Annotated in this window: 4 protein-coding genes and 2 pseudogenes; 1 reads left to right on the top strand and 5 read right to left on the bottom strand. The window is 64.5% G+C overall.

Annotated features, from left to right (window positions below; genetic code table 11):
• Window positions 1-49 precede the first annotated feature (49 nt).
• The 5 genes and pseudogenes from CDO35_RS23185 to CDO35_RS04090 form a co-directional block, all read right to left on the bottom strand.
• A pseudogene (locus CDO35_RS23185) lies at window positions 50-4,387 on the bottom strand (beta strand repeat-containing protein); the annotation flags it as partial.
• 627 nt (window positions 4,388-5,014) lie between these two features.
• Window positions 5,015-5,473 (bottom strand): annotated as a pseudogene (locus CDO35_RS23180) (DUF4347 domain-containing protein); the annotation flags it as partial.
• Window positions 5,474-5,787: 314 nt separating this feature from the next.
• Window positions 5,788-7,881, bottom strand: a complete 2,094-nt coding sequence (locus tag CDO35_RS04100; RefSeq protein ID WP_099522692.1) for a site-2 protease family protein — start codon at window positions 7,879-7,881, stop codon at window positions 5,788-5,790.
• Entirely contained in the window at window positions 7,881-9,200 is a 1,320-nt protein-coding gene (locus CDO35_RS04095; protein ID WP_099522691.1) for an efflux RND transporter periplasmic adaptor subunit, read from the bottom strand. The genes CDO35_RS04100 and CDO35_RS04095 overlap by 1 nt, the downstream gene beginning before the upstream one ends.
• Window positions 9,197-9,979 (bottom strand): efflux RND transporter periplasmic adaptor subunit, encoded by a 783-nt coding sequence (locus CDO35_RS04090; protein ID WP_099522690.1) that lies wholly within the window; start codon window positions 9,977-9,979, stop codon window positions 9,197-9,199. Before CDO35_RS04090 ends, CDO35_RS04095 begins: the two co-directional genes overlap by 4 nt.
• Before the next feature lie 222 nt (window positions 9,980-10,201).
• Here CDO35_RS04090 and CDO35_RS04085 point away from each other — a divergent pair, with 222 nt between their 5' ends.
• A complete protein-coding gene (locus CDO35_RS04085) occupies window positions 10,202-13,495 on the top strand; it encodes a transglutaminase family protein (RefSeq protein ID WP_099522689.1) in 3,294 nt (1,097 codons plus the stop codon).
• Window positions 13,496-13,567 lie beyond the last annotated feature (72 nt).

The following is a 13,567-nucleotide window of genomic DNA, read 5'->3' as shown; positions in this document are numbered from 1 at the left end:
CGGTATCCAGGGTGATCGCCAGGCGTGGTGTGCCGCCAGTGGTATCAACGGTTACGGCTTCGTCGAAGTTCACCGTGAAGTCGAGGGTGTCACCCGCCGCGTAGGTGCCGTTGGCTGGCGCGCCGACAGAGGTGACGGTCGGTGCCTTGCTGTCGATGGCGTAGTTGTTGGAGTCGGTGGTACCGGTGCCGGTATTGCCGGCGGCATCGGTGTAACCGGTGTTGTCCAGAGTGATCAGGTTGGTTGCGTCGGTGACGTCGGCGTCAGGCGTCAGGGTCGCTGTCCAGGTGATGCCGCCGTCACTACTGCTGAGGTTGCCGAGCGTGCCGTTGGCTACGCTAAAGTCCGCCGTGGTCAGCCCGCTCACCGCCTCGCTGAAGGTGATGGTGACGGTGGTGCCTTGCCCGGCCTTCAGCGCCGTGTCGGTGACCACGATGGTCGCCGTCGGGCGCTGGCTGTCGATGGCGTAGTTGTTGGAGTCGGTGGTGCCGGTGCCGGCGTTGCCGGCAATGTCGGTGTAGCCGGTGTTGTCCAGGGTGATCAGGTTGGTCGGGTCGGTGACGCTGGCGCTCGGCGTGAGGGTCGCGGTCCAGGTGACGCCACCGTCGTTGGAACTGAGGCCGCTCAGGGTGCCGTTGGCCACGCTGAAGTCCGCCGTGGTCAGCCCGCTCACCGCCTCGTTGAAGGTGATGGTGACCGTGGTGGTCTGCCCGGCCTTCAGCAACGTGTCGGTGACCACGACGGTGGCCGTCGGGCGCTGGGTGTCGATGGCGTAGTTACCCGAGTCGGTGGTGCCGCTGCCGACGTTGCCCGCCAGGTCCATCACTCCGGCGTTATTCAGGGTGATGATGTTGGTGGCGTCGCTGACGTTGGCGCTCGGGGTGAAGGTGGCGGTCCAGGTCAGGCCGCCATCGCTGCTGCTCAGGCCCGAGAGCGAGCCGCCGGACACCGTGAAGTCCGCCGTGTCCAGCCCGACCACCCGCTCTGCGAAGGTGATGGTGACGGTGGCGGTCTCGCCGATGCGCAGGGCCGTGTCGCTGAGGGTGATGCTGGTGGCCGCCGGGCGCACGCCGTCCACCACCAGGGCCTTGTTGGCGCCCAGGGAGCCGGCGGCGCCAGGGGCTGCCAGGGTGAGGATGGCGTTCTGGTTGGCGCCGTCCTTGATGGTGCCGCCATTCAGGCTTAGGGCCGAGGTGGAGGTGTAGTCGAGGTCGGCGGAGCTGTCGCCGGCCTGCACGGTGTAGCTGAAGCTCAGGGTGTCGGTGCCCGAGCCGGACACGTAGTTGAGCACCCGGTCGGTGGCGCCGGTCTCCAGGGTCAGGGTCGGGGTGCCGGTCACGTTCACCGCGCTGTCGAAGCGCACGGTGACGGTGATGACGTCGCCGATCTTGTAGGTGCCGTTGGCGGTGCTGGAGGAGACGCTGGTGATGGTCGGGGCGATGGGCGCGGTCAGGGACAGGTCGTTGCCGCTGCCGCCGATGTAGCTGGTGGTCAGCTCGGTGCCGTTGCCGGCGGCGTTGAACTTGCCCCCCTCGCTGACGCCGCTGAAGGTGCCGGTCACGGCATCGGCGGCGTCGTTGACGATCACCGTGTAGCTGTCGCCGCTGCCGGCCGCATAGCCGTGGGTGACCGCCAGGGCGGCGCCGGAGACGTCGACGGTGCCGTTGACCACCACCCGGTCGTAGCCAGTGCCCGCGGTAGCACCGTTGATGTCCAGCGCCAGGGTGCTGCCGAAGTCCAGGGTCAAGTTGCCGTTAATTGTCAGCGTGCCGGCGCCACCGTTGCCTGGGGAGAGGGTGCCGCCGCTCTGTACAGTGACGTCTGAACCCAGGGTGCCGCTGCCGGCCAGCGTCGCGCCGCTGGCCACGGTGGTGGCGCTGTTGGTGCTGCCGTCGACCACCAGGGTGCCGGCGGAAACGGTGGTGGTGCCGAGCTGGGTGTTGCTGCCGGATAGGGTCAGGTTGCTGGCGCCGGTCTTGGTCAGGCTGCCGGTACCACTGATGGTGCTGGACAGGGTAGCGGCGGCGCCGGCATTGACGGTGACCAGGCCGGTCAGCGCCAGGGCGTTGTCGATGGTGGTGGTGCCGGTGATCTGCAGCGTGGTGCCGTTGGCCAGGTTGAGCGCACCGGCGCCCAGGTTGGCGTCGCTGGCGACGCTCAGGGTGCCGGCGTTGACGCTGGTGCTGCCGGTGAAGGTGTTGCTGCCGGTCAGGGTCAGAGTGCTGGCGCCGGATTTGGTCAGGTTGTTGCTGCCACTGATGACGCCGGAGAGCGTGGTGTCGGCACCGGTGTTGACCGTGGCGTTGCCGCTGAGGGTAATGGCGTTGTCGATGGTGGTGGCGCCGGTCACCGCCAGGGTCGAGCCACCGGTCAGGGTAACGGTGCCGCCGCCCAGGTTGCTGTCGCTGGCGACGCTGAGGGTGCCGGCACTGACCGTGGTGGCGCCGTAGGTGTTGGTGCCGGAGAGGGTCAGGGTCGAAGCCCCGGCCTTGGTCAGTGTGAATGCACCGCTGATTACCCCGGACAGGGTGGTGTTGGCCGTCGTGCTGACCGTGGCATCGCCCGCTAGGGCAATGGCGTTGTCGATGGTGGTGGCGCTAGTTACCGCCAGGGTTGTGCCGGCCGCCAGGTTGACGGCACCCGAGCCCAGGTTACCGTCGCTGCTCACGCTCAGGGTGCCGGCATTCACGTAAGTGGCGCCGTAGCTGTTGCTGCCGGACAGGCTCAGGGTGCCGCTGCCGGTTTTCGTCAGGTCGTAGGCACCGCTGATGGCACCGCTGAAGGTGACGGCGTTGCCATTGTCGAGGGTGCTGTTGCCGGTGAGGGTGATGGCATTGTCGATGGTGCTGGTGCCCGAAACATTGAACACGGTGCCATCCGCCAGGTTGACCGCCCCGCTGCCCAGGTTGCTGTCACTGGCAATCGACAGGGCGCCGGCAGAGATGGTGGTGGTGCCGCCATAGGTGTTGCTGCCGGACAGGTTCAGGATGCCGCTGCCCTGCTTGACCAGCGAACCGGTGCCGGAGATGACCCCGGCGACGGTGGCACTCACGTTGTTGCCCCAAGCGGTCAGGGTGTAGCTGCCCAACTGAATGCTGGCATTGGCGTTGTTGCTCGCCAGGCTGCCGATGGTCTGGTTCGACAGCAGCGTCAGGACGCTGTTGCCGTTGACCCGCACGGTGCTGCTGTCGGCCATGGCGGCGTCGCCATTGAGCTTCAGCCAGGCGTAGTTGGCCAGCAGGGTGGCGCCGGTGTAGGTGTTGGTGCCGGAAAACGTGGTCGAGTAGGTGGCGGAACCGCTCTGACTGAACGTCACTCCGCCGGTACCGCTGATGGAGCCGGAGAAGGTGGTGTCCGCCGTCTGGGTGCTGGTCAGGTTGAAGCTGCCCAGGGTCACCGAGCCGGCGCCGGAGAGGTTGCCGAAGGCTTCGTTGCCCGCCAGGGCCAGGGTGGCGCCTGCGGCGACGGATACGTTGGTCGCGGTGGCGAGCGCATCCCCGCCGCTGACCGTCAGGGTGCCCGCACTGATGGTGGTGGCCCCGGAGAAGGTGTTGCCGGCGCCGGCGAGGGTCAGGTTGCCGGCCCCGGTCTTGGTTAGCGCGCCGCTGCCGGCAACGATGCTGTTGATGGCCGCCGTGTCGCCAGCGCCATGGGTGAAGGTCTGGGTGGTGCCACCGCCCAGGGTAATGGTGCCGCCGGTGAGCACCAGGCCGCTAGCCTGGTCCATGTCGAAGGTCAGGCTTTCGTTGATCGACACGGTGTTGAGGTTCAGCGTCTGGCCGGCCAGGTTGCTGGCGAAGACGATGGTCTGGCTGCCGGTGCTGTCGGCCGCGGCGATGGCCACGGCCTCGCTGAAGCTCACGCCGTTGCTGGGGTCGATGGCCGCGGTGTCGATGGCGTTGGTGACGTAGATGGTGTCGCTGGCCACCGTGATGTTTGCGGTGGCACTGCCGCCGGCACCGTCATTGAGGGTGACCTTGACGTTGGCATCGCCGGCCGGCGTGTCGCTGCGGTAGGTGATGCGCTGCGCCACGTCGTTAACCAGCGCCGTGGTGGCGGTGGTAGCGCTGCTGGTGAAGGTGATGGTCAGCACGCCGCCAGTGTTGGTGAAGGTGGCGAAGGTCAGCCCGCCCGACTGCAGGTTGCTGCCGCTGACGGTGAACAGCGCACCGGAGGTATCGAAGCCCAGCACATCGCTGCTCACTGCCGTGCCGTCGCGCTGGATGACGAGGCTGGCACCGGACCAGTTGCCGTTGCCGCCGTTCAGCGCCCCCAGTTCGGCATCGGCCAGGCTGGCGTTGCTGCCCACGTCCAGGCGCACGGTATTACCCACACCAGTCCAGTTGACGCTGTCACCGTTGAGGTTGCCGATAGTGGGCGCTGCATTGGGAAGCACCGCTGGTGCAAAGTTTAGATCGTCAACTGCAACAATGGTGTCATTGCCAGTGATCCTGAATTCATCGATGTATTGCCAGGCACTGGAAAAAGTCAGCGTGCCTCCCGAGCCACCGGGAACAGCATTTTTTGTGTAGGTGATTGAGCCCGTACTGTCTGATGCGCTCGTGTTTACTGTATCGGACGCCACCTCAACGCCATTGAGGTAACCCTTGATTGTCAGGTTCGGACTAGTGCCCATGTTTGTCCCAGTATCGATCTCCATTGATACCAGCTTGAATTCATTGCCATCGGCAGAGGTGATGCGGGCGTCCAGAGGTCCAGGCATGCCTGCATTACCCGTATCCAGATTGAATACGAGGGCTAGGTCATAACCGTAAAGCTTGCCGGGGTCCTGCGGGGTTATGCTGAAATCGTCGGTTGCCGTGATGGTGGAGAAGCCGCCAGCGGGCGATACTAGGGTGTAGGTGACACCATCGATGGTCTGTGAACCAGTAAATGAATACGGAGCGCTACCAGGTGGGGTTTCGAAGTCTTGGTCCACGGGCTCTAACGTATAAAGATAGTTATCCGTTGCTGAGGCTAAAACGGCTGGCGAAGCCTCCACCCTGCCCGTGCTCACTTCTAGAACCCAATTGCCTTGCAAGACACTGTGCCCAGTCAGGTCATTGGAGGCCGCAATGTCGGCATTTGTTGCTGCGGCAAATGCCTGTATGAATTCGGCTCCCGCCCCGTCTACTCCTACGTTGCAGCCGTAAAGCAAAATGTCGCCGTTTTCGCTGAGAGCACTGCCAAGCGCAACGAGCAACTCACTCCGATTTTCGATGCCATTTTTGTCGAGCCAGGTATCACCCAGCAGGATACGGCCGGTATCGCCATGACTGAGTATGTGTATGGCGTCGATGCCCTCTCTGTTTTGCAGATAATCGGCAATCTGCTGCAGCCCATCTTTGTTGCTATCGAGTATGACAATCTCGACGCCTGGCTTTATGCCATCTATCAATAGCTGTTTGTCGCTGACCTTGCCATCGATGAACACAACCTCTTGGCGCTGGTCAGCAGTCGCAGCGAGCGGCATTGGGTTGTCGCTGATTTCGCTCGTACTATGAGCTTGAGTGCCATCGGGGGAGGGCGACGTGTCGGAGGCCGCATCCGAGACAGTTGCCATTACCGCACCGTCGAACAGCATGCGTGGCTCAAGGGAAATGGCTAGCGGTGTTTTGGATGCTGCGATTGGGGAGCTACGCGATGATTCTTTCTTAGTAGTCCAAAACATGGAGTAGCTCCCTTTGATTTCATCATGCCATTATTTGGTCTGGCGGATTAGGACCGCTTCGAGTCTAGCTGTCAATGGTCTCCAGATAGGCGCCTACGGAGCGCTCCGACCAATAACTAAAAACCACTTTCGCGCACACCAAGCGCCGCGATCCGCCGCCAGGCAGCGCCCAGCAGCGACTGCCGCTCTCCGTCCAGTATCACTACGCCGCGCAGAGGATGATCAGGGTGGATGGCGTTATCCAGCAGCGTCAGGCGTACGCCGTACTGTGCTTGCACCGGTTCCGCGCGGCGCTGTGCGTCACGGCGCACGGCGATGGGGCCGCCGTGATCAGAGCTGAGCGCTTCCAGTTCCAGATAGGCGACGCCGGTAGCATCCACTTCGTCCAGGCGCACTTTCACCGCCGGGCGGGCCGGGTCGTCAGTGATGAAGCGTCCTTCGCTACCCGTTTCGATCCGCCAGAGATTTTCTTCGGCCAGATAGCCGCGCAGGCGTAGTCCCGGCTCGACGATGCGTGCAAGTGATTCGGCAGGGTGTAGCCAGCGATTCGCGCTCAGGTCGCGTTGCAGGTCACGTACCACACCGGCCTGCGGTGATCGCAGTTGCAGGCGCTCACGCTGGGCAGCCAGGCCACGGTACTCGGCTACGGCTTCGGCCAGGCGTTGTTCGAGGATGCCCGCATCGGCTGCCGTTTCGCTGCGTGCGGACTGGCGGCGCAGTTGCAGCTGAAGAATTTCGGTCTCGCGCCGGACGATGGCCTGGCGCGAGTCCAGGTCGGGCGAATCCAGCTCCAGCAGCAGATCGCCGGCTGCCACGCTCTGCCCGTCCTGCACATGCACGGCTTTCAAGCGCGCAGCCATTGGCGCATGCAGGGCGCTGGTGCGTGAGGCTTCGAGCACTGCAGGTACTTCCACCGAGCTGCGCCAGGGCACGATCAGCACCAGCATTACCGCGCCAAGGCTCAGGCCGGTGATCAGCACCTTGCGTGAGTCGGCCTGTTCACGGCGTTGCCACCATTCGCCCAGCTCGCGCCAGATGGGTAGGCCAATGAACCAGAGCAGCTCAACCACCATCAGGAAGATGCCGAGTACTTTGAAGAACAGGTGATAGACCGCCAGGGCGATGCCGAGGAACAGGATTGCGCGCCATATCCAGGAGCCGTAGCCCCAGATCAGCAGACGCCGGGTCATGCTGGGTGACCAGGGTTCCGGTGCCTGTTCGCCATAGCCGAACAGGGCTTCGCGCAGGCGCCAGCGGCACAGGGCGAAGGCGCGGTGTTGCAGGTTGTCCACGCCCCACAGGTCGCTGATCAGAAAATAACCATCGAAGCGCATGAAGGGATTGAGGTTGATCACCAACGTGGTGATCCAGGTCGCGCTGGCCAGCATGAAGGCCGAGGTACGCAAGGGGCCGTCCGGCAGCAATGACCAGGCCAGCAATGCCAGCACCGCCAGCAGCAGTTCAGCGAACACGCCGCCTGCACCGATCAGCAGTCGCGAGCGCCGGTCGCGCACGCGCCAGGTATCGCTGACATCGGTGTAGAACATCGGCAGCAGCACCATGAAGGCCAATCCCATGCTCTGTACCCGGCAGCCGGCGCGCTTGGCCATGAAGGCATGGCCGAACTCGTGACAGAGCTTGGCGAAGGTCAGCGCAATACCGAACGCCAGGGCGCCGCCGAGGCTGAACAGATGAGGAAACGTCGAGAGAAAGCGCTGCCAGTCGCGTATCACCAGGAACAAACCCAGCGCGAGGACCAGTGGCAGGCCCCAGCGCAGCAGCCAGGAGCCATGGCGTTCAAGCACAGGCCAGGCGCGATTGAGGAAAGGGTCGGGCCGCCACAGCGGAATGCGAAAGAACAGGTATTGATGCAGTACCCGCTTCCACGGGCTTTGGCGCTGTGCGGCTGCTTTCATCGCGTAGCTGGCACGCTGTTTTTCGTCCAGGGCGGCGATCAGGTCATGGCTGCTGAGAAAGCGCAGCATGTCCTCGAGTTCGGCCGGGCTCAAGGGTACGCCGGGCTCGGCGTTGGCCGCTGCCAGCACCTGTTGCGGCTCACCCAGTGTCCAGTGGCGTAGCAGGCGCACGGCGGCGGCGCCGAGTTTGAAGTAGCGACCGCGTAGTGGGTCGGCCAGCGTCCATTGCGGGGCGCCGTCGAGGCCAGGCGCTGCTGGCGATAGCTGCAGATCGGGGCGCAGGGCGGGCAGCATCAGAAGCCCAGGCTCTGACGTGCCGCCGCCAGGGGCCGGCGCAGTAGGTAATAGGCCAGCGGCGCTCGGTCGCCGAACAGCTTGGCGGTACCACGTAGGCCCACGCGTGGCGGCGCCTCGACGAAGCGCGCATCCAGGCGGTAGGCCAATTGTCCGGCGGCGGTGGTCTGTGCTTCGTAGGCGGAGCGCTCCAACTGGGCTTCATGACGATTGAGCGGGTCGCTGTCGAGAAACAGCGCGACTTCGGCGCCCGGCTGCAGTGTGATGGCGTCACCCACTGGCAGCTCGATGCGCAATTCGGCCTGGCTCGGGTCGGCGATCTGCATCAGCCGCTCACCGGTTTGCACAGGCTTGCCGGTCAGGCGCTCGGCGTCGGCGAAAACGGCGATGCCCGCACGTTCGGCGCGTACCTCGCTGCGCGCCAGCAGTTGCCTGGCATAGTCGCGTTCGGCGCGCTTCTGCTCGACGCGCGCGGCCAGTAGGTCGAGGCGTGCGCTGGACTCTGCATCGGCGAAGGCGCGCTGGCTGTTGGCCTTGAGTTCGGCCTCGGCCACGCCCAGGGCGCGCTCGGCCACATCGGCCTGCGCCTTGAGGCTGGTGGCCTCGAAGCGCACCAGCAGGTCACCGGCGGCGACGCTTTGATTGGGCTTGACCAGAAATTCGGCGATCACGCCATCCAGTGGCGCGGCGACCACCCGGCCGCCCAGGGGGACGACTTCGGCAGGTGCCAGTACTGACTGGCGTACCGGGATCAGCAGCAGGAGCGAGAGCGCCGCCGCGACGGCCAGCAGCTTCTTGCGCGGCCAGCGCATACGCCAGGGCTTGTGCGGTTGCAGCGCCAGCCAGGCGTGAGCATAGGTGTCGGCCAGTTGCCTGAGCAGCGATTGCTCGGCCTCGTTGAAGGGCAGGTCGCGGGCCAGCCATAGACCGCCGAAGGTTTCGCCGCTGCGATTCTTCAGGGGAAGCCAGTAGGCATGTGCCGCGGACAGGTCGTTCATATCGGCGCGCGCCTGTTCGTCCAGATGCGTGGGGTCGACGTTATGACCCTCGTCCAGACGTTCTTGCTTGAGCAAGGTCGCGGTAGCGCGCTCGACGAAGGCGACGAATGGCGCATGCGCTTCCACCACGCTGATACCGGTCAGCGCCTGCACCTTGCCGGCGATCAATAGGGCGGCGTGGCGAAAGCCGAACAGTGCCTGGCCATCATTGACCATGGCGAAGGCCAATTGCTCGGTATTGCCAGCCTTGCGGGCCTGCTGCTCAAGCCCGAGAAAAAGGGCGAAGACTCGCTCGGCTGTTCCGGGCAGTGGTGCGTTCATTCAGTCACCTGGAGTTGCGCAGTACCGCTCATGCCGGCGAGCAGCCCCTTGGTATCGTCCGGCAGGCTGCCGATCAGCAGCAGGGTCTGGCTGCCCTCGTCGATACGCGCACCCAGGCGTTTAACCGTGGCCTTGAGCGGTTTGCCGGTTTCATCGGGAGTGAAATCGAAGGTCTGGCCCGCCTGCAGGCGGCTAAGCCAGTTGGATGGCACCAGCAGGTAGATCTCCAGTGTGCCGTTATCCACGACATCCAGCAGTGGAGTGCCGCTGGCCACGCTTTCGTGGGGTTGGGCGCGGCGCAGAACCACACGGCCATTGAAGGGTGCGGTGACGCTGCAGCGTTTCACCTGCACCTGGTATACCTGGGTTTCCGCCTGGGCTTGAGCCTGCCGGGCCTCGGCCAAAGCTACTTCGAAGCGGCCAACCGAGTTGAGAGCAGCCAGCTGTTTCTTGTGGTTCAGTTCTTCGCGGGTGGCGCGGGTAGCTGCTTGCGCTGCATTGAGTTGCGCTTGATAGGCGCTGCAGTCGAAACGTACCAGAACGTCACCTTTGTTGAAGTCCTGGCCATCGCTGAAGGGCATTTCGATGATGCGGCCAGGCAGTTCACTGGACAGTACGGCCTGATTGCGGGCCCGCAGTACGCCGCGTACCTGGCGCTCGCCGGTTTGCGTGGCGACTGGCGCCAGTGACTCGAGTAACGGGTCGTCGGCCCGTACGAGTGAGCTGAGTGCAAAGATCAGCAGGCCAAAGAGGGAGGGGAGAGGGCTGTGGCGCGGCATGGCATACGTCCTTGCATGGAGTCAGCGCAGTCTACGGTAGAAGTCGATCATGGCAAATTGGCCGTAACGATGCATCGCTATGGTGCATGATGTCGACTCTGGTGCGCGCAAGGCCTGCTTCTGGTGCGCGGGGGTTCATGCCCGCCTAGACGGTGCGTGGTTTGGCCCCTGGCATAAGTCTTGCGCTGCACTGAGTATCGTCCAGGCTAGCAGGAGGCCGCCGTGTCGATTCATGTCGCGCTGCATCATGTCACCCACTACCGCTACGACCGCGCGGTCAATCTCGGGCCGCAGGTCGTGCGCCTGCGCCCGGCACCGCACAGCCGCACGCGCATTCTCTCCTACGCATTGAAAGTCGAGCCGGCCGAATACTTCATCAACTGGCAGCAAGACCCGCAGGGTAATTACCTGGCGCGTCTGGTGTTCCCGGAGAAGACTCGCGAGTTCAAGGTCGAGGTGGACCTGGTCGCCGAGATGGCGGTGTTCAACCCGTTCGACTTCTTCCTTGAGCCCTACGCCGAGCGCATTCCTTTCGCCTACACCGAGGGCGAGCAGCGCGAGCTGGCGCCTTATCTGGTCAAGTTGCCGGCTACGCCGCTGTTCACCAAGTACCTGGCCGGTATTTCTCGCAAACCGGTGCCCAGCATCGATTTTCTGGTCGAGCTGAACCAACGTCTGTCGGCCGACATTCGCTACCTGATCCGCATGGAGCCGGGTGTGCAGACGCCGGAGCAATCGCTCGAACTGGCTGCCGGTTCGTGCCGTGATTCGGCCTGGCTGCTGGTGCAACTGCTGCGTCATCTGGGGCTGGCGGCGCGCTTTGTTTCCGGCTACTTGATCCAGCTCACGGCCGACGTCAAAGCCCTCGACGGGCCCTCCGGTACCGACAAGGACTTCACCGATCTGCATGCCTGGTGCGAGGTGTATTTGCCCGGGGCCGGCTGGGTCGGTCTCGATCCCACTTCAGGCCTGTTCGCCGGCGAAGGCCATATCCCGCTGGCCTGCAGCCCGGAGCCATCCTCGGCGGCGCCGATCACCGGCGGTCTGGACGAGTGCGAGGTGGAATTCGAGCACCTGATGAGCGTCGAGCGTGTGTGGGAAGCACCACGCGTCACCAAGCCCTACAGCGAGGCGCAGTGGCAGGCGATCCAGGCGCTGGGCCAGCAGATCGACGATGACCTGCACAAGCACGACGTGCGGCTGACCATGGGCGGCGAGCCGACCTTCGTCGCTCTCGATTATCCCGATGACGACGAGTGGAACACCGCCGCGCTCGGGCCGAACAAGCGTCGCCTGGCGGCCGACCTGTTCTATCGCCTGCGCAACCACTATGCGCCCAAGGCACTGGTGCATTTCGGTCAGGGCAAGTGGTACCCCGGCGAGCAGTTGCCGCGTTGGTCGCTGAACTGCTTCTGGCGGCGCGATGGTGAACCGCTATGGCACGACCCCAAGCTGCTGGCTGACGAGAAACGTGGCTATGGCGCGACGGCAGAAACTGCCGAGCGTTTCCTGGGGGCGCTGGCTGCGCATCTGGGGGTGGATGCTGGCAACGTTTTCCCAGCCTATGAGGATTGGTTCTATTACCTGTGGCGCGAGCGCAAGCTGCCGGACAACGTCACCCCGGATGACCCGCGCTTGAGTGATCCGCTGGAGCGCGAGCGCCTGCGCAAGGTGTTCGATCAAGGGCTCGACTCGGTGGTTGGCCACGTGTTGCCGTTGGCGCGTCAGGTGGTCGGCGAGGGCTGGCAGAGTGGGCGCTGGTTCCTGCGTGACGAGCATTGCCGTCTGTTGCCTGGCGACTCGGCGCTGGGCTACCGCCTGCCGCTGGATTCCATGCCCTGGGTCAGTCAGGCCGACTACCCCTACGTCAATCCGGTCGACCCTAGCCAGGCGTTGCCGCCGTTGCCCAGCTCGGCGCAGATCCAGCGTCAGCTGCGCGGTGTCTGGCGCGGTGCCAGTGCCGGCCCGCAGAGCGCGCGCCCGGCCAACGGGCAATCGGCTGCCGGCATCGTCCGTACCGCGCTGTGTGCCGAGCCCCGCGACGGCCGCCTGTACCTGTTCATGCCGCCGCTGAGCCATCTCGAAGACTATCTGGAGTTGGTCGCGGCCATCGAGGCCGTGGCTGCCGAGCTTAAATGCCCGGTGCTGCTGGAGGGCTACGAGCCGCCGCTGGACCCGCGCCTGCAGTATTTCCGCGTCACCCCCGACCCGGGCGTGATCGAGGTCAACATCCACCCCGCCGCCAGTTGGGATGAGCTGGTCGAGCGCTGCAAATTTCTCTACGAGGCAGCGCGGCAGTCGCGTCTGTCCAGCGAGAAATTCATGATTGACGGGCGCCACACCGGCACCGGCGGCGGCAACCACTTCGTCCTCGGCGGGGCGACGCCGGCGGATTCACCCTTCCTGCGCCGTCCCGATCTGCTGCGTAGCCTGATCAGCTATTGGCACAACCACCCGTCGCTGTCCTATCTGTTCAGCGGCCTGTTTATCGGCCCGACGTCTCAAGCTCCCAGGGTGGACGAGGCGCGCAACGACGCGCTGTACGAGCTGGAAATCGCCTTCGCGCAGATGCCGGAGCCGGGCCGCGACTGCCCGCCGTGGCTGGTAGATCGTCTGCTGCGCAATCTGCTGGTGGACGTCACCGGCAATACCCACCGCGCCGAGTTCTGCATCGACAAGTTGTACTCGCCAGACTCGGCCACTGGTCGCCTGGGCCTGCTTGAACTGCGCGCCTTCGAGATGCCGCCGCATGCGCAGATGAGCCTGGCTCAACAACTGTTGCTGCGTGCGCTGATCGCCCGCTTCTGGCAGGAGCCCTATCGCCCGGCGAAGCTGGTGCGTTGGGGCACCGAGTTGCACGACCGTTACCTGCTACCGCATTTCATCGAGCAGGACTTCGCCGATGTGTTGCAGGAGCTGGGCGCCTTTGGCTATCGCCTGCGCAGCGAATGGTTCGCCCCGCATCTGGAGTTCCGCTTTCCCAAGGCCGGCGACTTCATGATCAAGGGTATCGACCTGGAAGTGCGCCAGGCACTGGAGCCCTGGCACGTGTTGGGTGAGGAGGGGGCGGTCGGTGGCACTGTACGCTACGTCGACTCGTCCCTGGAGCGGCTGCAGGTGAAGGTGAACGGCATGGCCCCGGATCGCTATGTGTTGACCTGCAACGGCGTGCCGGTGCCGCTGCGGCCGACCGGCAAGGTTGGCGAGTTCGTCGGCGGTGTGCGTTTCCGTGCCTGGCAGCCGGCCAGTTGTCTGCAACCGACCATCGGTGTGCACGCGCCGCTGGTGTTCGACCTGATCGACACCTGGATGCAGCGTTCGCTGGGTGGTTGCCAGTACCATGTCGCGCATCCGGGCGGTCGTAACTACGACAGCCTGCCGGTCAACGCTTACGAGGCGGAAAGCCGGCGTCTGGCGCGCTTCTTCCGCCTGGGTCACAGCCCAGGCAAGCGCCCAGTCACGCAGCCGATAGATAATAATGAACTGCCGATGACCCTGGATCTGCGTCGCGTCTGACGCAATCCAGCAATGTGTGGGAGGCGCTTTAGCGGCGACGGTCGCGGCTAAAGCCCCTCCCACGGTGCTTCA

This window comes from Pseudomonas sediminis, from assembly GCF_002741105.1.
Lineage (GTDB): Bacteria > Pseudomonadota > Gammaproteobacteria > Pseudomonadales > Pseudomonadaceae > Aquipseudomonas > Aquipseudomonas sediminis.
The sequence above is the reverse complement of the archived record's forward strand: the minus strand, read 5'-3'. Positions and strand labels throughout refer to the sequence as shown.